The 24,943-nt window shown below is 62.0% G+C and carries 21 protein-coding genes; 10 read left to right on the top strand and 11 right to left on the bottom strand.

The features are described 5' to 3' along the window. Nucleotides 1–61 precede the first annotated feature (61 nt). The gene (locus tag OOZ53_RS05575; RefSeq protein ID WP_271088348.1) at nucleotides 62–895 is read right to left on the bottom strand and encodes a protein-disulfide reductase DsbD domain-containing protein; all 834 of its coding nucleotides are present in this window, start codon (nucleotides 893–895) and stop codon (nucleotides 62–64) included. 268 nt (nucleotides 896–1,163) lie between these two features. Between OOZ53_RS05575 and OOZ53_RS05570 the strand changes: the two genes are divergently transcribed. Beyond that, nucleotides 1,164–1,775 carry a YqgE/AlgH family protein gene (locus OOZ53_RS05570; RefSeq protein ID WP_271088347.1) on the top strand — a complete coding sequence of 204 codons (612 nt, stop codon included), beginning with the start codon at nucleotides 1,164–1,166 and terminating at the stop codon, nucleotides 1,773–1,775. Nucleotides 1,776–1,787: 12 nt separating this feature from the next. On the opposite strand, the gene OOZ53_RS05565 is transcribed toward OOZ53_RS05570, so the two are convergent. The 4 genes from OOZ53_RS05565 to thrC are packed head-to-tail and all read right to left on the bottom strand — an operon-like array spanning nucleotide 1,788 to nucleotide 8,036. Continuing rightward, nucleotides 1,788–4,685: an EAL domain-containing protein gene (locus OOZ53_RS05565; RefSeq protein WP_271088346.1), complete on the bottom strand. Its 2,898-nt coding sequence runs from the start codon at nucleotides 4,683–4,685 to the stop codon at nucleotides 1,788–1,790. An 8-nt stretch (nucleotides 4,686–4,693) separates the two neighbouring features. Then, on the bottom strand, nucleotides 4,694–5,329 hold the full coding sequence (locus OOZ53_RS05560; RefSeq protein WP_271088739.1) for a GNAT family N-acetyltransferase: 636 nt from the start codon (nucleotides 5,327–5,329) through the stop codon (nucleotides 4,694–4,696). Beyond that, nucleotides 5,329–6,624, bottom strand: a complete 1,296-nt coding sequence (locus OOZ53_RS05555) for a M16 family metallopeptidase (RefSeq protein ID WP_271088345.1) — start codon at nucleotides 6,622–6,624, stop codon at nucleotides 5,329–5,331. The genes OOZ53_RS05560 and OOZ53_RS05555 overlap by 1 nt, the downstream gene beginning before the upstream one ends. 14 nt (nucleotides 6,625–6,638) lie before the next feature. After that, complete coding sequence (gene thrC, locus OOZ53_RS05550) at nucleotides 6,639–8,036, bottom strand: threonine synthase (protein ID WP_271088344.1); 1,398 nt, start codon at nucleotides 8,034–8,036, stop codon at nucleotides 6,639–6,641. Between the two features lie 172 nt (nucleotides 8,037–8,208). Between thrC and OOZ53_RS05545 the strand changes: the two genes are divergently transcribed. Next, nucleotides 8,209–8,790, top strand: a complete 582-nt coding sequence (locus tag OOZ53_RS05545) for a hypothetical protein (protein ID WP_271088343.1) — start codon at nucleotides 8,209–8,211, stop codon at nucleotides 8,788–8,790. Nucleotides 8,791–8,880: 90 nt separating this feature from the next. Continuing rightward, nucleotides 8,881–9,999 (top strand): calcium:cation antiporter, encoded by a 1,119-nt coding sequence (locus tag OOZ53_RS05540; protein WP_271088342.1) that lies wholly within the window; start codon nucleotides 8,881–8,883, stop codon nucleotides 9,997–9,999. A 16-nt stretch (nucleotides 10,000–10,015) separates the two neighbouring features. Here the strand turns inward: OOZ53_RS05540 and OOZ53_RS05535 are convergent, their stop codons facing one another. Further along, on the bottom strand, nucleotides 10,016–10,705 hold the full coding sequence (locus OOZ53_RS05535; RefSeq protein ID WP_271088341.1) for an HAD family hydrolase: 690 nt from the start codon (nucleotides 10,703–10,705) through the stop codon (nucleotides 10,016–10,018). 155 nt (nucleotides 10,706–10,860) lie between these two features. Here OOZ53_RS05535 and OOZ53_RS05530 point away from each other — a divergent pair, with 155 nt between their 5' ends. After that, the gene (locus OOZ53_RS05530) at nucleotides 10,861–11,997 is read left to right on the top strand and encodes a site-specific DNA-methyltransferase (RefSeq protein WP_271088340.1); all 1,137 of its coding nucleotides are present in this window, start codon (nucleotides 10,861–10,863) and stop codon (nucleotides 11,995–11,997) included. A gap of 27 nt (nucleotides 11,998–12,024) precedes the next feature. On the opposite strand, the gene OOZ53_RS05525 is transcribed toward OOZ53_RS05530, so the two are convergent. Next, nucleotides 12,025–12,642: an HAD family hydrolase gene (locus tag OOZ53_RS05525; RefSeq protein WP_271088339.1), complete on the bottom strand. Its 618-nt coding sequence runs from the start codon at nucleotides 12,640–12,642 to the stop codon at nucleotides 12,025–12,027. Then, nucleotides 12,639–13,736, bottom strand: coding sequence for an A/G-specific adenine glycosylase (gene mutY, locus OOZ53_RS05520; protein WP_271088338.1), 1,098 nt, complete (start codon nucleotides 13,734–13,736; stop codon nucleotides 12,639–12,641). Before mutY ends, OOZ53_RS05525 begins: the two co-directional genes overlap by 4 nt. 110 nt (nucleotides 13,737–13,846) lie before the next feature. On the opposite strand from mutY, the gene OOZ53_RS05515 reads away from it, so the two are divergent. The 5 genes from OOZ53_RS05515 (at nucleotide 13,847) to OOZ53_RS05495 (ending at nucleotide 22,120) form a co-directional block, all read left to right on the top strand. Next, entirely contained in the window at nucleotides 13,847–14,341 is a 495-nt protein-coding gene (locus OOZ53_RS05515) for a DUF721 domain-containing protein (RefSeq protein WP_271088337.1), read from the top strand. A gap of 110 nt (nucleotides 14,342–14,451) precedes the next feature. Continuing rightward, nucleotides 14,452–15,198, top strand: a complete 747-nt coding sequence (locus OOZ53_RS05510) for a DsbA family protein (RefSeq protein ID WP_271088336.1) — start codon at nucleotides 14,452–14,454, stop codon at nucleotides 15,196–15,198. Between the two features lie 91 nt (nucleotides 15,199–15,289). After that, a complete protein-coding gene (gene smc, locus OOZ53_RS05505; RefSeq protein WP_271088335.1) occupies nucleotides 15,290–18,754 on the top strand; it encodes a chromosome segregation protein SMC in 3,465 nt (1,154 codons plus the stop codon). Between the two features lie 121 nt (nucleotides 18,755–18,875). Then, entirely contained in the window at nucleotides 18,876–21,536 is a 2,661-nt protein-coding gene (gene ppdK, locus OOZ53_RS05500) for a pyruvate, phosphate dikinase (RefSeq protein WP_271088334.1), read from the top strand. A 107-nt stretch (nucleotides 21,537–21,643) separates the two neighbouring features. Continuing rightward, nucleotides 21,644–22,120: a tetratricopeptide repeat protein gene (locus OOZ53_RS05495; RefSeq protein ID WP_271088332.1), complete on the top strand. Its 477-nt coding sequence runs from the start codon at nucleotides 21,644–21,646 to the stop codon at nucleotides 22,118–22,120. Between the two features lie 91 nt (nucleotides 22,121–22,211). Here OOZ53_RS05495 and OOZ53_RS05490 read toward each other — a convergent pair whose 3' ends face one another. Further along, nucleotides 22,212–22,643 carry a GFA family protein gene (locus OOZ53_RS05490; protein WP_271088331.1) on the bottom strand — a complete coding sequence of 144 codons (432 nt, stop codon included), beginning with the start codon at nucleotides 22,641–22,643 and terminating at the stop codon, nucleotides 22,212–22,214. A 202-nt stretch (nucleotides 22,644–22,845) separates the two neighbouring features. After that, nucleotides 22,846–23,766 carry a PLP-dependent cysteine synthase family protein gene (locus tag OOZ53_RS05485; protein WP_271088330.1) on the bottom strand — a complete coding sequence of 307 codons (921 nt, stop codon included), beginning with the start codon at nucleotides 23,764–23,766 and terminating at the stop codon, nucleotides 22,846–22,848. Between the two features lie 116 nt (nucleotides 23,767–23,882). On the opposite strand from OOZ53_RS05485, the gene OOZ53_RS05480 reads away from it, so the two are divergent. After that, a complete protein-coding gene (locus tag OOZ53_RS05480; protein WP_271088329.1) occupies nucleotides 23,883–24,260 on the top strand; it encodes a winged helix-turn-helix transcriptional regulator in 378 nt (125 codons plus the stop codon). 49 nt (nucleotides 24,261–24,309) lie between these two features. On the opposite strand, the gene OOZ53_RS05475 is transcribed toward OOZ53_RS05480, so the two are convergent. Continuing rightward, nucleotides 24,310–24,915: an ATP-dependent Clp protease proteolytic subunit gene (locus tag OOZ53_RS05475; protein ID WP_271088328.1), complete on the bottom strand. Its 606-nt coding sequence runs from the start codon at nucleotides 24,913–24,915 to the stop codon at nucleotides 24,310–24,312. Between the last annotated feature and the right edge of the window lie 28 nt (nucleotides 24,916–24,943).

Below are 24,943 nucleotides of genomic sequence, written 5' to 3'. Positions count from 1 at the left end.
CATGTCTACAGCATGTCGCCGGCTTTTCTCCGAACGGAGGGAATTGGAGCGGAAACCCCGATCAGGGCAGCCTGATCCGCGTTTCCATGCTGCGGCCGGACGCGTTGACAATAACGTCCAGGGTCTGGCCGGAAAGACCGCCTTCGCCGTCAACCTCAACGTGGAATGTCGCGACATTCGCGTCGAGACCGGTAAGCCGCGGCGTGTGGAACCGCCATCCCTGCGGGCCGGTGACGAAAAGTTCGCTGTTCTCGTCGGCCTGCGGAAGCGCTACCGAAACGGTGAACCCGTCATTGCCTTCGCCTGTCCTGGCGTCGACAACATCGAAATCGTCACCCGGTGCTTCGGGCAGGGAGGCAAAGGCCTTCTTGACGAGACGCCTCTCGAACGCGTTGGCCGGTTTCCCCGGATCGACGGTGAGCGAGAAAGTCGTCTGGAGCGGGATACAGACGGATTCGCAGATGCCAAGGAACACATCGGCTTCAACGAGGCTTACTTCACCCGCTTTTGTCTGCTTCATCGTGATCGGAAGCACCACCGGATAGCTGTATCCGGCCCATGTCGAATAGGCGTCCTTGATGCGTTCAGGCGCCGGAAAATGGATCTGCGCCGATTGGATATTGTCGCTGCGATCGACCTTGAATGAAGGCGGCACGCCGGACTCGCCCGGATCGCGCCAATAGGTTTTCCAGCCCGGCAGGAGCTCGATATCGAGCGCCGCCCTGATGGTCCCGTCCGCCGACGGCTCCAGGGCCGATACGCGGATTCGGCCGCCCTCCGTCTCAACCCAGGCGCTCGATGCGGCTGTTGCGGACATGGGCGCCAATGCGAGACACCAGACCAGGCCGGGAGCTGCCAGTCCGGCAATGCGGGGCGTGAAATGATAAGTGATCATGGTGGCAATCTATATGCAGGCACCTTGCCAAACCAGTAACGAGCAATGGCGGTGCGATCATATTCCGGTGATCGGGTTGTGGGTTGCGAACCCTTCAAACCCCGTCGAGCGGGCTGGCAAGCCGGATCGCGTCGGATCCGGCCGTGGCGCCGTGCGACGCGCTGAACAGGATGCGTCCCGGGGTCCGGTTTCAATTGGCCGGGAAGCCCGAGAACATTCATGGCCCCCGCTGTTTCAATTTGATCGTCAATTGCGTTAAGCTGCCTTCATGGACATTCTTCACGAAAGTCTCCTTGAGGACGGGGAGCGCGGTTGTTTCGACGGGCAGTTCCTGCTCGCCATGCCCGGCTTGTCCGATTCGAATTTTTCACGCACAGTGATCTACATCTGCGCCCACAACAGCAGCGGCGCCGTCGGTTTCATCCTCAATCGACCGCAGTCGATCTCGTTCAGCGAATTGATGATCCAGCTCGAATTGATCCAGCCGGATGATGCCTCCAGCCTTCCACGTGCGGCGCTTGAACTGAACGTGCAGGCCGGCGGTCCGGTCGAGACGGGCAGGGGGTTCGTCCTGCATTCCGACGACTACCACAGCGAGGCGACGCTGCCTGTATCGGAAGAGCTGTCACTAACGGCCACCGTCGACATTCTGCGCGCCATCACCGAGGACAGAGGCCCCAAACGGGCAACCATGATGCTCGGCTATTCCGGCTGGGGTGCCGGACAGCTTGAAGACGAGGTCAGCGCCAATGGCTGGCTGACATGCCCCTCCGTTGACGACATCATCTTCGACGATGTGCTTGAGACAAAATACGAGCGCGCATTCGCCTCGATCGGGATTGATCCTGCGATGCTCTCCAGCGAGTGCGGCCAGGCCTAGCCTGAAAGCGGTCTACATGACCGGAAAATGCTCACGCAGCAGCTTGAGAACGGAATTCGCTCCGATGGGCGGCCCGAACAGAAAGCTCTGTGCATAGTCGCAGCCCAGCTCCGCCAGTTCCTCCGCGTCCTCTTCCGTCTCGATGCCTTCGGCAACGATATTCATCTCGAGATCGCGCGCCATCGCGACGATGGAACGCAGGAGCACGAGCTGTTTCTCGTTCGTAGCGCGCACCAGCGACTGGTCGATCTTGATCGTGTCGAACGGGAAGCGCGTGAGATAGGACAGCGAGGAATGCCCGGTTCCGAAATCGTCGAGCGCCAGTTGCAGCCCGAGATCCTTCAGGCGCGCCAGCACCCGCGCGGCCTGTTCCGGATTGTGCATGACGACCGATTCCGTCAGTTCCAGCTTGAGCATCGGCGGCTTGCAGCCGGTCTTTGTCAGCACCGAGCGGATATCGTTGTAGAGATCGTTGCGCAGAAGTTGCGCGCTCGACAGATTGACCGACATGAAGATCGGGATCTGGCCGAGCGCCCGGTACCAGGACGCGATGTCCTCGCAAGCCTGCTGCAGCGCATACATGCCCAGCTCGACGATCAGGTCTGAGCTTTCAGCGACCGGAATGAACTCCGACGGCGGAATGTTGCCCTTGCGCGGATGATCCCAGCGCATCAGTGCCTCGAAGCCGGCGATCTCGGCGCTCTCTATGTCGACGATCGGCTGGTACACCATCGTCAGTTCATTGCGTTCCAGCGCCCGCCTGAGGTCGGATTCGATCTGCAGCTTGTCGGCGCCGGCGGCGCGGAATGCCGGGCGGTAGGGTTCGATCCTGTTCCCGCCGACACGCTTGGCCTGATACATGGCAAGCTCGGCGTCCTTGACGAGTTCCAGCGGCGAGGCCATGTCGTCGACCCAGGTGACGAGGCCGATCGAAGCCGTCAGGATGATTTCCTTCTGGCCGAAATTGATCGGCACCATGATCGCCTTGGCGATGCTTTCGGAGAAGGCCGCAACCTTGGGCGGCTCCTGTTCCGAAAGGAGAATGAGGCCGAACTGGTCGCCGCTGATGCGGGCCAGCGTGTCTTGCGGTTTCAAAAGGCGCTTGAGCCGGCGGGCGATCGTCAGGAGGATGGTGTCGCCCGCGGAAATGCCGAGCTCGTCATTGACCTGCTTGAACCGGTCGATATCGATGGCGAAGATCGTCGGCCGCACCGTCTCTTCGGCGTTTGCAAGAGCGATGATGGCATCGAGCCGGTCGACGAAAAGCTCGCGGTTCGGAAGGCCCGTGAGATTGTCGTGAACCGCGTCGTGGAGGAGCCGCTCCTCGGAGCTTTTCTGCTCGGTCACGTCGATCAGCGTGCCCACGCAGCGGATCACCTCGCCATCCGAGCCGACCACCGGACGGGCGCGCAGCGCCAGCCAGTGGTAATGGCCATCCTCGGCGCGGATGCGGAACTGGTGATTGAGCCGGCCGCGCCGGTGTTCAAGGACAACGTCGAGTGTCGTGCGGAAGCGGTCGCGGTCGTCCGGGTGAATGCGCGGCAGCCAGTTGCGCGCCGGTCCGAACAGACTGCCCGGCGACAGGCCGAGCTGCCGGCTGACATCCGGCATCGTGACGATGCGGTCGCGCGAGACGTCCCAGTCCCAGACAATGTCGCCGGAGCCCGTCAGCGCCAGCGACTGGCGTTCGAGATCGCTGAACAGCCCCTGTTGCGCACCGCCGCCGGCAAAGGCGTGCTGCATGACCGTAAAGCCGATCAGGAGCACGATCAGCACCAGCCCGCCGCCGAGTGCCGGCTGGACGATGTCGTTGGAGAGCTGTCCGGATACGGTAAGCCATGCGCCGAACAGCCAGCAGATGATCAGCACCCAGGTGGGGATCAGCATGATGGCGCGGTCGAAGCGGTTGAGGCCGAGATAGGCAATCAGACCGGTTCCCGCGATGACGGTCGCGGCAAAGGAGAAGCGGGCAATACCCGTCGCGATCACCGGATCGTAGACGGCGAAGGCCGAAAGGATGCCGAGACCGACGATCCAGGCAAGGGTCGCGAAACTCAGATTGGTATGCCAGCGATTGAGGTTGAGATAGGTGAAGAGAAAGATCACAAGGCCGGCTGCAAGCGTGATTTCCGTGCCGGCGCGCCAGATGCGCTCGTCGGTCGGCGTTGTCTGGACGAGCTGCGACAGGAAGCCGAAATCGACGCAGATATAGGCAAGCACCGCCCAGGCAAGCGCCGCCGTCGCCGGCAGGACGGAGGTGCCCTTGACCACGAACAGGATGGTGAGAAACACGGCCAGCAGGCCGGCGATACCCAGCACAATGCCCTTGTAGAGGGTGAAGGAGTTGACGGTATCCTTGTAGGCCTCCGGCTCCCAGAGATAGAGCTGCGGCAGGTCCGGGGACGACAGCTCAGCGACAAAGGTAATGATGGCGCCGGGGTTGAGGGTGATGTGGAACACATCCGCCTCGTCGCTCGGGACCCGATCGAGTGCAAAGCCCTCGCTGGGCGTGATCGAGACGATCCGCTCCGAGCCGAGGTCGGGCCAGAAAAGGCCGGAATTGGCGAGTCGGAAATGTGGCGCGACGATCAACCTGTCGAGCTGCTCGTCCGAGACGTTGGCGAGCGAGAATTCGGCCCAGTCGCCGCTGTGCCGAACTGAGCTCGCGCGCACCTCGATGCGCCGCACGATTCCGTCCGTGTCGGGCGCGGTCGATGTCTGGAAAGCGTTGCCGCGGTCGGTATGGACATCGGTCGTCGCAGTCAGGTCGAGCGCCGTGTCGTCGCGGGATATTTTGACGGTTTCGGCAGAGAATGCCGCCAGGGCCGAAAGCAGCAGCGCGAGCAGTGCGCAGGCCGTAACCGCGAGGCTGCGCAAAACTGCTGGTGACTGGCGAGGCTGACAACGCATGGTGCTAACTATGACCCGGTATTTTCTTTTGTTTTAGCCGTTGCAGGGCCATCCAGCGCCGGATCGTCGGCAAGCAACGCATACATGTGATGATCACGCCATTTGCCATTGATCTTAAGATAACCTCGCAAATAGCCTTCATACTGAAAATTGGCCTTTTCAAGGAGCCTGACTGAACGTTTGTTCTCCGGAATACAAGCAGCTTCTATCCGGTGCAACTGCAACCTTTCAAAGATATACGGAATTGCCGCTCGCAATCCCGCGAGCATGAGGCCTTTTCCGGCGTTTTCCTCTGACATCCAATAGCCGATCATGCAGCTTTGCGCTGCGGCCCGCCTGATGTTTCCGATGTTCAGGCCGCCGACCAGCTGGTCGCTGTCCGACAGGAACAGGAACAACGCAACGGCCCTGCCTTCGCGGTAATCCTGTTCGTAGCGGTCAATACGCCGATTGAAGGCTTGGCGTGTCAGGTCGTCATGCGACCAGAGCGGCTCCCAGGGCTCCAGAAAACGCCGGCTTGATCCACGCACATGCGACCACATGGCATAGTCCCGCCTGGAAGGGAAACGAAGGTAGACCCCGTCGCCGTCAATACGCAGCGCAGCTCCGCGCCTTGGCAGGAAACGAAGCGGCGACACGGCGATTATCCGATGGCGGCCCGACGCATGCGTCCGGTTGCCAGGCCGGCTCCGATCTCTTCAAGATCCATCAGCTTGTCCAGCGGTCCGACGGCAGACAGTGTCACCGGCGTGTCGAAGAACAGCCGGCCCGACAGATCGGTCAGGCGCTGCGGGGTGATATTGCCCAGCCGCTCCATCAGTTCGTCGTTCGGAATGGGGCGCCCGTAAAGCAGCATCTGCCGGGCAATCTGGCTGGCACGCGCGGCAGGGCTTTCGTGCGCCATCAAAAGGCCGGCCCGGAATTGCGCGCGCGCCCGTTCGATTTCCGATTCATCGACCCGATCGGCCACCTTGCGCAATTCGTTCAGGATAACCGGGACAAGCTCCGGAATGTCTTCCTCGCCGGTTGCCGCGTGGATGCCGAAGACGCCGGTGTCGGAGAAACCCCAGTGCAGCGCGTAAACCGAATAGCAAAGGCCGCGATGTTCGCGCACCTCCTGGAAAAGGCGTGACGACATACCGCCGCCGAGCACATTGGCGAGGATCTGCGATGCATAGAAATCACGCGCGTGATAGGGGCGTCCCTCGAAGCCGATGAGCAATTGCACGTCCATCAGGTCGCGTTTCTCGCGGTATTCGCCGCCCGTGTAGCGCGCCACCGGTTCCTCCGGCATCACGTCGGGCGAGGCGGGAATGCCGGCAAAGCCTTCTTCCACCAGCCGAACGAGTTCCGCATGATCGACGGCCCCGGCCGCCACGATGATCATCTTGTCGGCGGTATAGTTGCGGTTGAGGTATTTGCGGATCTGGTCCGGTGTGAAGGACTGCACAGTCTCGGGCGTGCCGAGGATGGACCGGCCGATGGTCTGGTCGCGGAATGCGGTCGAGGAGAACTTGTCGAACACGACATCGTCGGGCGTGTCCATCGCCGCCCCGATCTCCTGCAGGATGACGTGCTTCTCGCGGTGCAGTTCGGTTTCGTCCATCACGGAGTTCGTCAGGATGTCGGCCAGGATATCGATCGCGAGCGGAACGTGGTCCTTCAGGATACGTGCGTAGTAGGACGTGGTCTCGACCGACGTCGCGGCGTTCACCTCGCCGCCGACATTTTCGATCTCTTCCGCGATCTGCCTCGCAGACCGTCTGGCTGTGCCCTTGAAGGCCATGTGTTCCAGCAGGTGCGCGATACCGTGTTCGCCTGCCGTCTCGTCCCGTGAGCCTGATTTGATCCACACGCCGAGAGCAACGCTCTCAAGGTGGGGCATGGTCTCCGTTACAACCGTCAACCCGCTTGCAAGACGGGTACACTCAACGCTCATTTTTTGTTCCGGTACTATGCTGCAGCGCGCGCATTTCGGGCAATGTAGGTCTCGACCTCCTCGAGATCCGGCTGCAGTCTTTCATAGGTCTCCTCCCGATGCATCAGATCAGAAAGCCACGATGGAAGGGCCGGGTCAATGCCGCTCGCCGATTTTACTGCGCCGGGGAACTTGGCCGGATGGGCCGTCGCCAGCGTCACCATGGGCGCGCGGGGCTTTTCAAACCTGCGTGATACATGCACGCCGGAAGCGGTATGCGGGTCGAGCAGGTAACCGGCTTGTTCGAGCATGTCCTTGATCGCCGCGGCGGCCTGCCGCTGCGTCGCCTTGCCGGCGCCGAATTCCTTCTTGATCGCTTTCAGCGCATCGGGATCGATCGTGAACGCGCCCGACTGCCTGAGCCCGCTCATGCACTGGCGCACCGCGTCTGCATCGCGATCGAAGGCGTCGAACAGCAGTCGCTCGAAGTTCGACGAGATCGCGATATCCATCGAAGGCGAAGTCGTCGGCACGACCGGGCGCATCTCGTAGCGCCCGCTGCGCAGCGTGCGCGCCAGGATGTCGTTTTCATTGGTCGCGACAACGAGCTTTGCCACGGGCAGCCCCATGCGCTTGGCGCAGTATCCGGCGAAGATATCCCCGAAATTGCCGGTCGGCACGGTGAACGAGACCTTGCGGTCCGGCGCTCCGAGCGCAATGGCGCTTGTGAAATAGTAGACGATCTGGGCCATGATGCGAGCCCAGTTGATCGAGTTGACGCCCGACAACCGGACCCGGTCGCGAAACGACATGTCATTGAACATCGCCTTGACGAGGTTCTGGCAGTCGTCGAAATTTCCTTCGATCGCCAAGGCGCGCACATTTCCCGCATCGGATGTCGTCATCTGACGCTGCTGAACAGGCGATACGCGCCCGTGCGGGAACAGGATGAAGATGTCGGTATTGTCGCGTCCGGCGAAGGCGTCAATCGCCGCGCCGCCGGTGTCGCCGGATGTGGCGCCGACGATCGTCGCCCTTTGTCCGCGCTCGCGCAGCACATGATCCATCAGGCGCGCCAGCAGCTGCATGGCGACATCCTTGAAGGCGAGAGTCGGTCCGTGGAAGAGTTCCATAATGAAGCTGTTGGCGCCTGTTTGCACCAGAGGAACGACCGCCGGGTGACGGAATGTGCCGTAGGCGGCGTCGATCATGGCGCGGAACTGATCGTCCGGTATCTCGCCGTCGACGAAGGGCTGCAGCACGGTGAAGGCGATATCCTGATAGGATTTTCCGCGCATGGCGCGAATGTCCCGTTTGGAAAACTGTGGCCATTGCGCCGGCACATACAGACCGCCGTCGCGGGCAAGGCCCGCCAGGAGTGCATCGCTGAAGCCGAGGGAGGGGGCTTCACCTCTTGTCGAGATGTATTGCAACTGTCTGTTCCTGTGAGCTTTCACCCGCAGCCTTGCGGATGGTGTTGTGATGAAATAATCCGCTGGTATAGAACATCGTCAGGACTCGTTAAAGAGCGTAGGCCTGGTGATCACAATATGGTCCAGCTTCGCTCCTAGCGTGTCGGGTCATTTGGATTGAGAGGGACGGGAAGTGGCATCTGATAATCTGGTTCGTCTGATAATGATGGCGGCGCTAGCTGCGCTGGTCGCCGGCTGTAATTCTTCCGGCGTAAGCGGGCTCAATCTCGGCCAGGGCGGCAGTGGCGGCCAGCCGGGCGGCGCCGTGGACCAGTCGACCGGTTCGAAGGTGGTTCAGGGCACATGCCCGAAGATCGAGCTGCGCGAGGGAACCGCCTATTTCAGGAAGTACGCCCGTGGCGGTGAGGATGATCCTTCGCAGGTTCTCTACCAGGCGGCCATTGCCAACACGACGCGCCAGTGCAGCGTGACCGGCGACCAGATGACGATCCAGGTGGTTGCCGCCGGCCGCGCCGCGGCCGGACCGGCCGGCAAGGCCGGTCCGATCAAGATGCCGATCAGGGTTGCCGTCGTCGAGAAGGGAACCAACAAGGTCATCTATTCCGAGTTGGCGCAATTCGAGACGACCCTGCCTTCCGGGGCGCCGACCACCCAGTTCCTGTTTACCGATCCGGACGTGAACATACCGATCAACGCCTCGAGGTCGGTGAGGATCTTCGTCGGTTTCGATGAGGGACCTTACGAACAGGGCTGACATCCTCACCCGGTTCATCGCCGTTCAGTTGGTTAAACGTCCATGATTGTGCGACAATCCGGCCCCACGATTATTGATCGACGGTGAGGAATGGCAGTCTACCGCAAGGAAGCCGCGACGGTCGTGGCGATTGTCGCGCTGATCTTCTTCTACCTTTTCGGTGGCACGCTGACCCCTGAAATTGTCGGTCCCGCCACGTCGATGCTGCTGCTGGTCATTCTGTTCTGCGTCATGCTGTGGGCGGCCTTCAGCGTTGTTCGTCATGCCGAGTGCCTTGCGGTCATTCTCGGCGAGCCCTACGGCACGCTGATCCTGACGCTGTCGGTCATCGGCATCGAGGTGGCGCTGATCGCGGCGATCATGATCGCCGGAGCCGACAAGCCAGCTCTCGCACGCGACACCATGTTCTCGATCATCATGATCGTCCTCAACGGGCTCGTCGGGCTCAGCCTGGTTTTCGGCGGCCTGAAGCACCGGCTGCAGGAATACAATCTCCAGGGCGCAAACGCTTATCTGGCGGTGCTCATGCCATTCGCGCTGCTCGGGCTGGTCTTGCCGAGTTATACGCAATCGGCGCCCGGCGGGCAGCTTTCGGTTCTGATGGCGGCGTTTCTGATCGTCATGTCGGTGCTGTTGTACGGCATATTCCTCGCGGTGCAGACAATCACCCACAGCGACATCTTCAAGCATCGTGTTTCGACAGCGGCCGGCGCGGAAGCGGATGATGACGACCACCATGGCGACCATGTCAGGTCCATACCGTTTCATTCGGCCGGCCTGATCGCGGCTTTGCTTCCGATCGTCCTTCTTTCAAAGCAACTGGCGGTCTATGTCGATTTCGGCATCGGCGTGCTCGGCGCGCCGCTGGCCTTTGGCGGTTTTCTGATCGCCGCGCTGATCCTGACCCCGGAGGCGCTCAGCGCGATCCGTTCAGCCAGAAGAAAGCAGCTCCAGCGCTCGGTGAATATCTGTCTTGGTTCGTCGCTCTCGACGATGGGGTTGACCATTCCGACCGTGCTCGTCATCGGCTGGATCATCAATGAGCCGGTCGAACTGGGGCTTGAGCCGACGGAGATCGTCATGCTGGCCGCCACACTCGCCGTCAGCCTTGTCACCTTCATCAGCCGTCGTGCCCACGCGCTGTTGGGCGCGGTGCATCTGTCTCTGTTCGCGGCTTATGTGGCTTTGCTGTTCGACGGCTCGGCCTGACGAACCGGTAACGGATTCACGCGAATTCCGACCAGCCGGACAACGCTTCGACGACCGGCGGCAGGTCGGCGAGGCGATTGATCACGGTTTCCGCGCCGGCTTCCGTCAGCCTGTCGGCATGTGAGGGATAGGTATGGGAAGCGCCGGTGAAGCCGACCACGCGCATGCCGGCGGCGCGCGCGCCCTCGATGCCATGGACGGAATCTTCCAGGACGATGGTCCGCGCGGGATCCGCCTTCATACGGTCGGCCGCATGGTTGAACACGTCCGGAGCCGGCTTCGGGCGTTTCTCGCCGAGGTCAAGCGCGGAAAATATGTTCGGTGCGAACAGATCGAGATAGCCGGCGCGTTTCAGCATCGCCTCGATGCGGTGCGGCTTGGAGTTCGAGCAGATACAGCGGGGCAGACCGATGCGCGCCACGGCTTCGCGCGCACCACCGATTCCTTTCACCGATCTGGCAAGCTTCTGATCCAGCATCTTCTCGGACCGGTCGAGCAGGCTTGCCTGCAGCAGCAGGCCGGCTTCCTTCTCGACCGTCAGAAGAATGGTTTTCCAGTCCATGCCGGCAAATCGTTCGGCAAGCTCGCCCGCTTCGATCGGATAGCCGGCCTCGGTCAGCAGCTTGGCCTCAAGTTGCGCGGCGATGATCTCCGAATCGACCAGAACGCCATCGCAATCGAAAATAATGAGGTCGAAGCCCGCCATGAAGAGTCCCTGCAATAAGTGAGAATGGCCGCGCTGATACACCATGGACGTCAGCGGCACAATGTCGGCGCCCTAAATCGTGCCGCGTTTTCGATTTGATAACCATATTGCGCAACCATGGCCCGAGTTTTTGAGTAAGCGTATTCGGGTATCCCATGTCTGTTCTGTCCCTTGCCGACATCCAACGTGCGCCGCATTCGCACGCTTCCGCACTGACCGACACCATCATCAGGGGGGACTGTGTCGCGGCGCTGGAAGCGCTTCCGGAACAGTCGGTCGACGTGATCTTTGCCGATCCTCCCTACAATTTGCAGCTCGGCGGCGATCTGCACCGTCCGGACCATTCGAAAGTGGACGCCGTCGACGATGCCTGGGACCAGTTCGATTCTTTTCAGGCCTATGATGCCTTCACCCGCGCCTGGCTGCTGGCTTGCCGTCGCGTTCTCAAGCCCATGGGAACGATCTGGGTGATCGGCTCCTACCACAATATTTTTCGTGTCGGCACGGTGCTGCAGGATCTGAATTTCTGGATCCTCAACGACATTGTCTGGCGCAAGACCAACCCGATGCCGAATTTCCGGGGTCGGCGCTTTCAGAACGCGCATGAAACCATGATCTGGGCCAGTCTCGGCCAGAATGCCAAGGGATACACCTTCAATTACGAAGCCATGAAGGCGGCGAACGAAGACGTCCAGATGCGCTCGGACTGGCTTTTCCCGATCTGCAGCGGCTCCGAACGCCTGAAGGGCGCCGATGGCAAGAAGGTCCACCCGACCCAGAAGCCGGAAGCCCTGCTGGCACGTGTTCTGATGTCCTCAAGCAAGCCCGGCGACACGGTGCTCGATCCGTTCTTCGGCTCGGGAACGACGGGTGCGGTGGCCAAGCGCCTTGGACGGCATTACATCGGCATCGAGCGCGAGCAGGACTATATCGACGCCGCTTCCGAGCGTATTGAACGCATCGAGCCGCTCGGCAAGGCGGAACTGACGGTCATGACCGGCAAGAAGGCCGAGCCGCGTGTCGCCTTCAATATCCTGATCGATGCCGGGCTGCTGAAGCCGGGCACACGCCTCCATTGCGCCAAGCGGCGTCACAGCGCCATTGTGCGGGCCGACGGAACGCTGGCCAGCGGCGATGAATCCGGTTCGATCCATCGCCTGGGCGCCAAGCTGCAGGGGCTCGATGCCTGCAATGGATGGACATTCTGGCACTTCGAAAAGACCGGCGAACTGCAGCCGATCGATGCCCTCCGCCGCATCGTCCGCGACGAGATGGCGCGTGCCGGTGTTTGACTGAGGGGCCAGTAAAGAAAAGTATTTTCAGTAATTTACGCCGAGTTTCTCGAGGTCGGATGCGAGTTGGTCTGCGCCCGTGAAATGCACGGCATGCCATCCCGCCGCCCGGGCGCCCTCGACATTGGCCGGGCTGTCATCGATGAAAAGCGTTTCTGCCGGTTCGAGCGCAAAGCTGGCCACATGGCTGTCGTAAATCTCGCGCTGGGGCTTGATGACCCCGATATCGCCTGACACGGTTACGCCGCGGGTTTCATTGAGAAAATCGAACCGCTCCTGAACCTCGCGAAACGTGTCCGACGCGAAATTCGTCAGCATGGTCACATCGTGCCCGCCCTCCATGAGACCGCGCATGATTTCGACGCTGCCCTCATAGGCATGCGGCACCATCTCATGCCAGTTGCTCCTGAAAGCGCGGATATTCTCCGCGTGATCGGGATGGATCTCGATCAGCAGCTGTTCGGCCTCCTGCCAGCCGCGCCCGCGATCCTGCTCGATATTCCAGTCGTGGGTGCACACGTTCTCGAAAAACCAGCGCCGGTCGTGTTCGTCGGGGATGATGCGGCTGAACGGGATTTGCGGATCGTAGTGCAGCAGCACCCGCCCGATATCGAAAACAACGTGATTGATCGTCGGTTGCGTCAAAGCAGAAGTCCTTTTCGGGAGAGATTCGTCTCAGGTGCCGTTTCAATAGCCGCGGCAATTGCCTTTTTCATGACAGTCGGCAGGGCTTCGCCGGAAAGCGTCGCTTGCGCCGACCACCAGCCGCCTTCGAGAGGTGGTCTGTCCGTAAAGTCGGCCCTGTAAACGTCGAGCCGCAACTCGAAATGGGTAAAGATATGCCGGATGGTGCCGGCCTCCTTCCAATCGCCGTCAAAGGGCGCCGCCTGTGCGCCCAGTTCTCCATCCTTGCGCGCTGTCCAGGCACTGCCGGGCACTTCCGTCATACCGCCCAAAAGGCCGCTTTCTGCGCGTTTGCGCAGCAGGATGGAACCGTCGCTTGCGACCGCCACGAAGGCGGTGCCCCGGCGCACCGGTCGCTTTGCCTTCGCCGGCTTGACCGGAAAGGCTTCCGCGTCGTCCCGGCCGGCGACTGCGCAGTCCGCGTTCAGCGGGCAAAGGCCGCAGGCCGGACGTTTCGGTGTGCAGATGATCGCGCCGAGATCCATCATCGCCTGCGCGAAATCGCCCGGCCGGTCCTGCGGCGTCAGGCGGGACATTTGCTCCCTGATCGGCGCTTTGGCTGCGGGCAGCGGCGTGGAGATCGCGAAGAGACGCGCCACGACACGCTCGATGTTGCCGTCCACGACTGCGGCAGGTCGGTTGAACGCGATCGCCGCGATTGCGGCGGCCGTATAGTCGCCGATGCCGGGCAGGGCCTTGAGGTCGGCGACATTGTCCGGAAAGTAGCCATTGTGGTCCGATACGATCTGTTCGGCGCATTTTTTCAGGTTGCGGGCGCGGGAATAATATCCGAGCCCCGCCCAGGCCTTCATGACATCCTCATTGTCGGCCGCCGCCAGCGCATGCACGTCCGGCCAGCGTTCGACAAAAGCCAGGAAATACGGGCGCACAGCCTGCACGGTGGTCTGCTGCAGCATGATCTCCGACAGCCAGACATGATAGGGCAAGGGGGCGACGCCGCGCGCACGGTCCGCCGGCGAAACGCGCCAGGGGAAGATCCTGTGGTTCGCATCGTACCATTGCAGCAAAGCGACCGTGATATTGCTGTTCGCCATGGTCTCCTGCGGGCGTTGCGGCAATCCCCATGGAGTTGTAAGCTTCAGCGGCGGCGTGGCAAGTTCCGGCGCGACGATAAGCGGATCAATTCACAGGGCAGCGGCAGTCCATGGCAGACCGCAAGGGCATTGTACAAATCAGCGAAATCGCCAATGGCATGCTCGATCCCGTGCTCGCTAGGCGTGCGGGCATGAACACCATGCTTCTCGGCATGTGGGACGAGATTGCGGGTCCGGATTTCGCTGATTGCACCCGCCCGGAAAAGATCAAATGGCCGCGACGCACGGCAGGCGATGATTCCTTCGTGCCCGGTACGCTGACAATCGCCTGCGAAGGCGCGCGCGCGTTGTTCCTGGTGCACACACAGGATCAGCTCATCCAGCGGCTCAACAGCGTTTTCGGTTTTCCGGCGATCGACCGCATCAAGATCGTGCAGAAGCCCGTTTCCGACCAAAGGCCGCGCGCCAGGCCGGTGCGCCAACTTCCTCCTGACCGCCAGCAGCGTCTGGACGATCTCGTCTCCGGTATTGAAAGCGACAAGCTGCGCGACGCGCTGGCTCGCCTCGGCAGGGGCGTGTTGGGAAAGACCCGCAACAGCGGGTAACATGGTTGTGAAGCCGGATGCCCTAAAATGGTTGTTCTGCCACAATAGTGGCGATAACTAACAAGCAGCAGAAAACCGACAATTGCAGGATTCCGAGAAAGGCCGTCCGAATGCTCCAGTCCACGAAGTCCGCCACCCGCACAATGTCCAAACTGGTCGCCGGTGTGGCGCTGGTTGCCCTCGTCGCGGCATGCAGCGACAGTGGCCAGGACACGACACGCATATCCGAAGCCGATAACGCGGCAACGACGGCCGAGGCCGGGATCGACCCTGTGACGACCGCCGCCGTGGAACTGCCACGCGCGTCCGGCGATGTCGATATGGAAGAAGTCATGAAGCCGGGGCCCATGGAAGAGATGTATCTCGGCGACCCGGATGCACCGGTTAAGATCGTCGAGTACATGTCTCTGACCTGTCCGCACTGCGCCAATTTCCACAACGACACCTTCAAGCAGATCGTCACCGACTATGTCGACACCGGCAAGGTCCAGTTCATTGTCAGGGAGTTTCCGTTCGACCCGCGCGCCACGGCCGCAATCATGCTTGCCCGCTGTGCGCCGGACGGCAAATTCTTCCCCATGGTCGACGTCCTGATGCAGCAGCAGGCGAACTGGGCCCGCGCCGAAGACGCTGCCGCGGCGCTGTTCAACATCTCCAAACTTGCCGGTTTTACACAAGAGTCCTTTGAGGCCTGCTTGACGAACCAGAAGCTTGTGGACGATGTGAATGCAGTCAGGAGAAAGGCGGCGGAGGAATTTGGGGTGAATTCGACGCCGACATTCCTGATCAACGGGAAGCGGTATCCGGGGAACATGTCGGTTGAAAGCATGTCGGCACTCATCGATAGCCTGCTTTAGCCCCGATCAACCGGAAAAGGTGATCGGGCGCGGCGCGCAGCGTTTTTTCGCGGCGCGCGGCCACCCGGAATTGGCCGCAGGGTGACATGATATGAAGTTCACCAAACTGCGGCTTCTGGGTTTCAAGTCTTTCGTCGAACCGACTGAATTCGTTATTGAAAACGGGCTGACAGGTGTTGTCGGTCCGAACGGGTGCGGCAAGTCCAACCTCGTCGAGGCCATGCGCTGGGTCATGGGCGAGAACTCCTACAAGAACATGCGCGCCTCCGGCATGGACGACGTGATTTTCTCCGGTTCCGGCAACCGCCCGGCGCGCAACACCGCCGAAGTCGGCCTGTTCCTGGACAACCACGACCGCACCGCACCGCCGGCCTTCAATGACAGCGACGAGGTGCAGGTTTCGCGGCGAATCGAACGCGAATCAGGCTCCGTTTACCGCATCAACGGCAAGGAAGCGCGCGCCAAGGACGTGCAATTGCTGTTCGCCGACGCCTCGACGGGCGCGCGCTCGCCCTCGATGGTGGGACAGGGCCGCATCGGTGAATTGATACAGGCAAAGCCGCAGGCCCGCCGCCAGCTTCTGGAAGAGGCCGCCGGCATTTCCGGGCTGCATTCGCGCCGCCACGAGGCGGAGCTGCGCTTGCGGGCGGCGGAAACCAATCTTGAGCGCCTGGACGACGTGACCTCGGAGCTGGAAAGCCAGATCGAGAGCCTGAAGCGCCAGTCGCGCCAGGCCAACCGTTTCAAGACGCTGTCCGAAGACATCCGCAAGGCAGAGGCGACTTTGCTGCATATCCGCTGGACCGAGGCCAAGACAGCCGAAGGCGAGGCCGAATCCGCGCTGTCCAAGGCAACCGCAGAGGTGGCCGAGCGGGCGCAGGATCAGATGGAAGCGGCAAAGCAGCAGGCGATTTCGGCGCAGAAACTGCCTGCCTTGAGGGATCTCGAGGCAAAGGCCGCCGCCGCACTGCAACGGCTGCAGATCGCTCGCGGCCAGATCGAGGAAGAGGCGCAACGCATTGCCGGACGCAAGGCCGAGGTCGAGCAACGCCTGGCACAGCTCAAGGACGATATTGCCCGCGAACAGCGCCTGATTGCCGACAATGCCGGCATTCTGGAGCGGCTGGATACCGAAGAAAAGGAACTGACGGGCGCGCTGGCGGATGCAGGCTCCCGCGCCGACGCCGCCGAGGCTGCCTTTACCGAAGCCGAGGCGAAACTGAAGGAAAGCGAGGCGGCGCTTGGCGCCGCGACGGCCGAACGCGCCGAAGCCGCGGCCGCGCGCAGCCAGCTCGAACGCACCATCCGCGAAGCGGGTGAACGCCGCACGCGCCTCGACCGGCAGATGGCGGACGGCCAGGCGGAGCTGTCCGAGATTGCCGGGAAGATATCGGGACTTCCGGACCCCAGCGAAAAGAAGGCCGCTGTCGAGATGGCCGAGCAGGCGGTCGCCAGGCTCGAGGCCGGTCTTGTCGAGATCGAGGAGGCGATCGAGGCCGAGCGGCGCAACGAGGTTGCCCTGCGCCAGCCTGTCCAGGAGGCGCGCTCCAATCTGAACCGCATCGAGACAGAGTCGCGGACGATCTCGAAAATCCTCAATTCCGGCGGCGGCAATGATCTGTTTCCGCCGGTGGTCGAGCGGATGAAGGTCGATCGCGGCTTCGAGGCGGCTCTCGGTGCCGCTCTTGGCGATGATCTCGACCAGCCCGACGATCCGGCGGCGCCGGCGCACTGGCGCCTGATCGAAGCGCTTGCGGATGACCCGCAACTGCCGGGCGGAATCAATGCGCTGTCCGAATACGTTGCCGCGCCGCCTGCGCTCGCCCGACGCCTTGCGCAGGTCGGCATCGTCGCAACACAGGAAGAGGGCGATGCCCTGCGATCCTCGCTGCGGCCCGGCCAGCGACTGGTCAGCCGCGAGGGCGCGCTGTGGCGCTGGGACGGGTTCACGGCCGGAGCGGACGCGCCGACGGCGGCCGCGCAGCGCCTGGAGCAGAAGAACCGCCTTGCCGAGCTTGATGACGAGGCCGTCAGCGCAACCAAGGTGCTGCGGCTGGCCGAGGAAAACCTCAAGAAGACCGAGGAAGAACTCAAATCCCGTGAGGCGCTGCTGCGCGAGACGCGCGAGACCTTGCGCGAGGCCCAGCGCGCCCAGACGCTGGCACGCGAAGCCCATGCGGCGGCCGAAAAATCCTCCGGTGAATTTGCCAGCCGCCGTGCGGTATTGACTGAATCGCAGAAGCAATTGACGGCGCAGGCCGAAGAAGCGGCCACCCAGTTGCAAGAGGCTGAAATCGCGCTGGCCGCGGCACCGCAGATCGGGGCCCTGGAGGAAAGCCTGCAGCGCCTGACGGCGGAGGTCGCCACCGACCGGGCGGGGTTGGCGGAAGCGCGCGCCGGCTTCGAGGGGCTGCGGCGCGAGAACGAAGCCCGCGAGCGGCGTCTCAAGGCCATCGGTAATGAGCGCGACAGCTGGACGGAAAGGGCAAGCAGCGCCGAAGGACACATCACCACGCTCAGGCAGCGTCTTGAGGAGGCCGAGGCCGAGGCGCTCAAGATCGCCGACGCGCCGGACGAGATCGACCGCCAGCGTCGCGCCCTGATGAACGAGCTTTCAAAGGCCGAAGAGCAGCGCAAGGAAGCCGCCGACATTCTCGTTACCGCCGAGGAAACCCAGCGTCAGGCCGATCAGGCCGCCGCAAAGGCGGTCGAGGCCCTGTCACAGTGCCGCGAACAGCGCGGCCGCGCCGAAGAACGCCTGACCGCCGCGAAAGAGCGGCGCACGGATGCGGAAGGCCGGATCCGCGAGGCTCTGAACTGCGCCCCGCACGAGGCAATCAGGCAAAGCGGCCTGGAGCCGAGCGAGGCGCTACCGGACCCTGATCAGGTGGACCGCAGGCTGGAGCGGTTGAAGATCGAGCGCGAGCGGCTCGGCGCCGTGAACCTGCGCGCCGAGGAGGAGCAGAAGGAACTGGCGGAGCGCCTTGAGACGATCGTGGTCGAGCGTGAGGATGTCATCGAGGCGATCAACAAGCTGCGCGTGGCCATCCAGAATCTCAACAAGGAGGGCAGGGAGCGCCTGCTCAAGGCCTTCGATGTCGTCAACGACCAGTTCCGGCGTCTGTTCACGCATCTGTTCGGCGGCGGCACGGCGGAATTGCAGCTGATCGAATCCGATGATCCGCTCAATGCCGGCCTGGAAATTCTGGCGCGGCCGCCGGGCAAGAAACCGCAGACCATGACGCTGCTTTCCGGCGGCGAGCAGGCGCTGACCGCGATGGCGCTGATTTTCGCGGTGTTCCTGACCAATCCCGCGCCGATCTGCGTGCTCGACGAGGTCGACGCCCCGCTCGACGACCACAATGTCGAGCGCTTCTGCAACCTGATGGACGAGATGGCCGCGTCCACCGAAACGCGCTTCATCCTGATCACCCACAATCCGATCACCATGGCTCGCATGAACCGTCTGTTCGGCGTGACCATGGCGGAGCAGGGGGTCTCGCAACTGGTATCGGTCGATCTGGAAACCGCCGAACAGATGCGCGATGCGAGCTGATTGCGAATTCTTGTCTGATTTCAATCGATAATATTGTGCCTATGACCGTATGTCCTATGGCTTTTTCGCCCGCCGATCGGCTATCAGAACTCCGGCGGCTCATCCCGGTTGGAGAGGAACAATGACCAAGTGGGTCTACACGTTCGGCGACGGAACGGCGGAAGGAAGCGCGCAGGATCGGAACCTGCTCGGCGGCAAGGGCGCGAACCTTGCCGAAATGAGCAATCTCGGCCTGCCGGTGCCGCCCGGCATGACGATTTCCACCGAGGTCTGCAGCTGGTTCTACAAAAATGACCGCGCCTATCCGGACGAGCTTTCCGAACAGGTGAATTCGGCGCTTGCGCATGTCGGCAAGTTGACCGGACGCACCTTCGGCGATGCCGAACGCCCGCTGCTTCTTTCGGTGCGCTCAGGCGCCCGCGCCTCGATGCCGGGCATGATGGACACGGTGCTCAATCTCGGCCTGAATGACCAGTCGGTGCAGGCCATGGCCCGTGACGCCGGCGACGAGCGCTTTGCCTATGACAGTTACCGCCGCTTCATCCAGATGTATGCGGATGTCGTCATGGGGCTCGACCACGAGGTCTTTGAGGACATTCTGGAGGATGAAAAGGCCCGTTTCGGCCACGAGCTCGACACCGACCTGTCCGCTGAGGAATGGAAAACGGTCATCGCCCGCTACAAGCAGACGATCGAGGAGGAACTGGAGCAGCCCTTTCCGCAGGACCCGGTCGAGCAGCTCTGGGGCGCGATCAGTGCTGTTTTTTCAAGCTGGATGACGGCCCGCGCGGTGACGTACCGCCAGCTTCACGACATTCCGTCCGACTGGGGCACGGCGGTCAATGTCCAGGCCATGGTCTTCGGCAATCTGGGCGATACGTCCGCCACCGGCGTTGCCTTTACGCGCAACCCGTCCACCGGCGCCAACGAGCTTTACGGCGAATTCCTCGTCAACGCGCAGGGCGAGGACGTGGTGGCCGGTATCCGCACGCCCCAGAGCCTGACCGAGCAGGCGCGGCTGGAAGCGGGTTCCGACCGCCCGTCGCTGGAAAAACTGATGCCGGATGCATTCGAGGAATTCCGCGCCATCTGCGACCGGCTGGAAAAACACTATTGCGACATGCAGGACCTCGAATTCACCGTCGAGCGCGGCAAGCTCTGGATGCTGCAGACCCGCGCCGGCAAGCGCACCGCCAAGGCGGCGCTGAAGATTGCCGTGGAACTCGCCGATGACGGCGTGATCACCACGCAGGAAGCCATCAGGCGCATCGATCCGGCTTCCCTCGATCAGCTGCTTCACCCGACCATCGACCCGCGCGCCGTGCGCGATGTCATCGGCAGCGGCCTGCCGGCGTCGCCGGGCGCAGCGACCGGGGAAATCGTCTTCACCTCCGAGGAGGCGGTCGCCAAGGCGGAGGCGGGCCACAAAGTTATTCTGGTGCGCGTCGAGACCAGCCCCGAGGACATTCACGGCATGCATGCGGCGGAGGGCATCCTGACCACCCGCGGCGGCATGACCAGCCATGCGGCTGTGGTGGCCCGTGGCATGGGAACGCCCTGCGTTTCGGGCGCCGGCAGCCTGCGTGTCGATATGCGGACCGAAACGCTGCTGACGGTTTCGGGACCACTGAAGAAGGGCGACGTGATTACCGTCGACGGCTCGACCGGCCAGGTGCTCAAGGGCACGGTTGCCATGCTGCAGCCCGAGCTTTCCGGCGATTTCGGCCGCATCATGGAATGGGCCGACACGGCGCGGCGCATGAAGGTGCGCACCAACGCCGAAACGCCAGCCGATGCGCGCGCGGCACGGTCCTTCGGCGCGGAAGGCATCGGCCTTTGCCGCACCGAGCACATGTTCTTCGAAGGTGACCGTATCGTCGCCATGCGCGAGATGATCCTGGCCGATACTGAAGACGGGCGCCGTTCGGCCCTTGCCAAGCTCTTGCCCATGCAGCGCTCGGACTTCACCGAGCTGTTCGAGATCATGAAGGGCACACCGGTGACGATCCGGCTGCTCGATCCGCCATTGCACGAGTTCCTGCCCAAATCGGACGAGGAGATCGACGAGGTTGCCGCCGCCATGGGCGTGCCGGCAGACCAGCTGCGCGAGCGCACCGAGGCGTTGCACGAGTTCAACCCGATGCTCGGCCATCGCGGCTGCCGGCTGGCGATTTCCTATCCCGAAATCGCCGAGATGCAGGCCCGTGCCATCTTCGAGGCGGCGATCCAGGCAGGCGAGGACACCGGCGAGCATGTGGTGCCGGAAATCATGGTGCCGCTTGTCAGCCTTCGCGAGGAACTGCGCTTCGTCAAGGGACGGATCGATGCGGTCGCGGGCGAGGTCATGCAGGAGGCCGGTCAGAAGATCGACTATCTCGTCGGCACCATGATCGAATTGCCGCGTGCCGCCATACGCGCGCATCGGATCGCCGAGGAGGCGGAGTTTTTCTCCTTCGGAACGAATGACCTCACGCAGACGACCTTCGGCATATCGCGCGACGATGCGGCCGCCTTCCTCGGCACCTACCAGAAGAAGGGCATCATCGAACAGGACCCGTTCATTTCGCTGGATCTCGACGGCGTCGGCGAACTGATCGCGATTGCCTCGAACAAGGGCCGCGAGGCGCGTCCCGAGATCAAGCTCGGCATTTGCGGCGAACATGGCGGCGATCCGCTGTCGATCCATTTCTGCGAGAAGATCGGCCTCGACTATGTCTCCTGCTCCCCCTTCCGCGTGCCGATCGCTCGGCTGGCGGCAGCCCAGGCGGCGCTGGATGGGTAGGGCGGGATTCGTAGCCGGCCGAACGTTCGAGCGAGAACGTGCCTGACACATTCTGATTGTACAATGGTTCTGGCAGCGCGCTTCAAACGCAGTTCGGGCTATGGGATATGCACGGTCTTTCAGGACGCTTCATTGCGGTCATTTTCTTCTTGCTTCTTTTGCCGACGGTCGCCGTTACAGCGCCGGCCGAGGATCACTGGAGCCACACGCCGGACGAAGCGGCCGGAATCCTTCTGGATGAAGCGCATACCTACATAAAACAGGGCAGGTTCGACCTCGCAATGGCTGTCCTTGCTGATGCCGCCGAAGTAAGCCCTGACAATGCGGATGTGTGGAACCTGATCGGCTACAGTCAACGCAACCGCGGCAAGCTGGAAGAAAGCGCGCAGGCCTATGCCAAAGCGCTCGATCTGAAGCCGGATCATCTGGGAGCGTTGGAATATCAGGGCGAACTGTTCCTGTTGACCGGTGACATCGCCTCTGCCGAGGGCAATCTTCAAAGGCTGCGGGAGCTTTGCCCGCAGGGATGCGAAGAACGGGATGAATTGGCGGAAGAGGTCCGTGCGTTCCGCAAGAAGGACTAGCGATCCGCGGATGAATTGCCGGGTGCAATCCCCGTTTTACCTGAGCGCCGCGCAACTCGGCTAAAGCGGCTTATCTTATTGCCCGCAGGCGCTATTGCGATCCGTAATCCCTGAGATCGTCCGGTGCGTTGAGCAGGGTGCCTTCATATTTCGGAAGATCGTCATTCATCTGAAGCCAGGGAAGCTTGCTTTCGTAATTGACGTGGAAGGTGGGCTCGAAGTCCTCGGGGTTTTCAAGGGACGCGGCATAAAGATGCATGCCGCCCGGATAGTGCTCGGCTTCAAATCCCATCGGAGAACCGCAGGTTTCGCAAAAGTGCCGTTTTACGCCCTTGGAACTCTCAAGCGTTTTCGGCGCATCGCCCAGCCACCGGAAGTTCCGCACCGGCACGCCAAGCCACGCGACCACAGGCGCGGCGCAGTTGCGGCGGCAATCATCGCAATGGCAGTAGCAGGCCCAAGTGATTGCGCCTTCAAATTCCCAGCCTGTTCTCCCGCACAGGCATCGGCCTCGCTTTGTCAATTTTGCCTCCAGACATCGCCACAGGCTACCTGAACGTGGACCAGAGGCTTGGACCTATGGTTTTTACGCCTCGATGAACAGCAAATAGACCCGAATCCGGATAAGCGTACTTCCAAATGCGACATACTTGCATGCTCGCCAATCGTTTGTGCGCGACCTTGGAATCGAAACCGCCCCGGCGCAGCGAGCGGATCAGCAGCCCTCAGTCGCTTGCTCGGTAGAGATCGCTGTTGAGATAGCGCAATCCGCTGTCGATGATGACCGTGACGATCGTCTTTCCCGGTCCGAGTTCCCTGGCGCGCCGCAGCGCGGCCCAGACATTGGCGCCCGAGGTGATGCCGCCGATCAGGCCTTCCCGGCGCGCCAGCAGCCGTGCACCCGAATAGGCGTCCTCGTCCCTGACCGCAATGACATCGTCGATCAGATCCCTGCGCATGATGCGTGGCACAAAAGACAGGCCAATGCCTTCCAGCTTGTGGGTGCCGCCGGTGTTTCCGCCCGACACGTTGCGCACGTAATAGGGTTCCACCGCCACGACCCGCGTATCGGGATTGTGTTCCTTCAATATTTCCGCGTTGCCGGATATGCAGCCCCCGCCGCCGGCCGCCATCACGAATTCGTCCGGCGGTCCGTCCAGTTGCGACAGGATCTCGCGGGCCATCCCGTGATAGCCGCGCTTGTTGTCCATATTGTTGACCTGGTCGGGCCAGAAGGTGCTCGGCTCGCAGCACAACGCCTTCGCCCGGGCAATCATTCGGTCAAGCACATCCGCGGTGAGCCTTCCGCCATCCGCATGGACGATCTCGAGCGTTGCTCCGAAGGCCTGCATCGTTTGCAGCTTTTCCTCGGAGAATCCGTTTGAAGTGACGAAATGGGCCGCATAGCCGCGCACGGCGCAGACCATGGCCAGTGAACTGCCGGTGCTGCCGCCGGTATACTCCACGACCCGTCCGCCTGGTTTCAGATCGCCGCGCCGCTCTGCGGCCTCGATCATCGAAAGGGCCATGCGGTCCTTCATGCTGCCCGTGGGGTTCGCCCCCTCCCATTTGACATAGACGTCCGCGCTGTCCGGGCCGGTCAGCCTCTTCAGTTTGATCAGCGGCGTGTTTCCAATACCCTGCATATCGAACCCGCTCTCTAGAGAACACAGTAACTTTCATATCGAAAGTCACTAGATAGGTCAAACTTTCAATTCGAAAGTTACTTGGGTATAGATGAGCGGAATTTATGAGGCCGACCATGACACAGACCGCACACGAATTTCGCTCGCGCTGCTCCATCGCCCGCAGTCTGGAGATCCTGGGCGACAGGTGGACCCTGCTGGTGGTCCGCGATCTCATGTGGCACGGCAAGCACACCTTTCAGGAGCTGCAGAACAGCGAAGAGCGCATGCCGACCAATCAGTTGTCGCAGCGCCTCAAGCGGCTGATGGACTGGGGCCTGGTTTCACGCAAGGCCTATCAGGACCGGCCGGTGCGCTATCGCTACGAACTGACCGGGAAGGGCAGGGCGCTGGAACCGCTTCTGCTGCAGTTCATGCACTGGGGCTACGACAATCTGGGTGGCGGCTTCTACGATCCGGTCCACAAGAAAAGCATGTCCCCCAAGAAGTCCTGAAATTTGCAGGCCGGCAAACGCCGGCAGGCCCTTGCTCGAGTGCCCGAAGTCACGCGGCCATGTCGCGTTCGCCGAGGATGCGGTCGATCAGGCCCCATTCAAGCGCCTGTTCGGCCGTCATGAAGTGGTCGCGGTCCAGTGCGCGTTCGAATTCCTCGTAGGTCCGGCCGCAATGTTCGGCATATAACCGCGTCATGCGCCGCTTGGTGCGCTGCGTTTCCTCGGCGTGAATGAGAATGTCCGATGCCTGGCCCTTGAAGCCGCCTGACGGCTGGTGGATGAGAATGCTCGCATTCGGCAGCGCGGCCCTTTCGCCCTTTTCCCCGGCCATCAGCAGAAACGAACCCATCGAATAGGCCGTACCCATGCAAAGCGTATGCACGGGTGGCTGGATGTATCGCATCGTATCGTACATGGCGAGGCCGCTTGAGACGACACCGCCCGGCGAGTTGATGTACAGGAAGACCGGCTTCTTGGGGTTCTCGGCTTCCAGCAGCAGCAATTGGGCGCAAACCAGCGCGGAGACGTCATCATTGACCTCGCCATTGAGGAAGATGATCCGTTCGCGGAGCAGGCGGGAATGGATGTCGAACGAGCGTTCGCCGCGGCTCGACTGTTCAACGACCATGGGGACGAGTTGCATCGCTTCGCGCATCGGCGAACTCCTTGAAGTTTCGATTTTG

The sequence above is a fragment of the Allohoeflea poritis genome (genome assembly GCF_027889715.1).
GTDB lineage: Bacteria > Pseudomonadota > Alphaproteobacteria > Rhizobiales > Rhizobiaceae > Hoeflea_A > Hoeflea_A poritis.
This window is presented reverse-complemented; position numbering and strand designations above follow the sequence as displayed.

Bases quoted from the DNA above. Each gene is read 5' to 3' on its own strand.
- OOZ53_RS05575 (WP_271088348.1), bottom strand. From the start codon at position 895: ATGATCACTTATCATTTCACGCCCCGCATTGCCGGACTGGCAGCTCCC.
- OOZ53_RS05570 (WP_271088347.1), top strand. From the start codon at position 1,164: ATGGACATTCTTCACGAAAGTCTCCTTGAGGACGGGGAGCGCGGTTGT.
- OOZ53_RS05565 (WP_271088346.1), bottom strand. From the start codon at position 4,685: ATGCGTTGTCAGCCTCGCCAGTCACCAGCAGTTTTGCGCAGCCTCGCG.
- OOZ53_RS05555 (WP_271088345.1), bottom strand. From the start codon at position 6,624: ATGAGCGTTGAGTGTACCCGTCTTGCAAGCGGGTTGACGGTTGTAACG.
- OOZ53_RS05540 (WP_271088342.1), top strand. From the start codon at position 8,881: ATGGCAGTCTACCGCAAGGAAGCCGCGACGGTCGTGGCGATTGTCGCG.
- OOZ53_RS05535 (WP_271088341.1), bottom strand. From the start codon at position 10,705: ATGGCGGGCTTCGACCTCATTATTTTCGATTGCGATGGCGTTCTGGTC.
- OOZ53_RS05530 (WP_271088340.1), top strand. From the start codon at position 10,861: ATGTCTGTTCTGTCCCTTGCCGACATCCAACGTGCGCCGCATTCGCAC.
- mutY (WP_271088338.1), bottom strand. From the start codon at position 13,736: ATGGCGAACAGCAATATCACGGTCGCTTTGCTGCAATGGTACGATGCG.
- OOZ53_RS05515 (WP_271088337.1), top strand. From the start codon at position 13,847: ATGGCAGACCGCAAGGGCATTGTACAAATCAGCGAAATCGCCAATGGC.
- OOZ53_RS05510 (WP_271088336.1), top strand. From the start codon at position 14,452: ATGCTCCAGTCCACGAAGTCCGCCACCCGCACAATGTCCAAACTGGTC.
- smc (WP_271088335.1), top strand. From the start codon at position 15,290: ATGAAGTTCACCAAACTGCGGCTTCTGGGTTTCAAGTCTTTCGTCGAA.
- ppdK (WP_271088334.1), top strand. From the start codon at position 18,876: ATGACCAAGTGGGTCTACACGTTCGGCGACGGAACGGCGGAAGGAAGC.
- OOZ53_RS05495 (WP_271088332.1), top strand. From the start codon at position 21,644: ATGCACGGTCTTTCAGGACGCTTCATTGCGGTCATTTTCTTCTTGCTT.
- OOZ53_RS05485 (WP_271088330.1), bottom strand. From the start codon at position 23,766: ATGCAGGGTATTGGAAACACGCCGCTGATCAAACTGAAGAGGCTGACC.
- OOZ53_RS05480 (WP_271088329.1), top strand. From the start codon at position 23,883: ATGACACAGACCGCACACGAATTTCGCTCGCGCTGCTCCATCGCCCGC.
- OOZ53_RS05475 (WP_271088328.1), bottom strand. From the start codon at position 24,915: ATGCGCGAAGCGATGCAACTCGTCCCCATGGTCGTTGAACAGTCGAGC.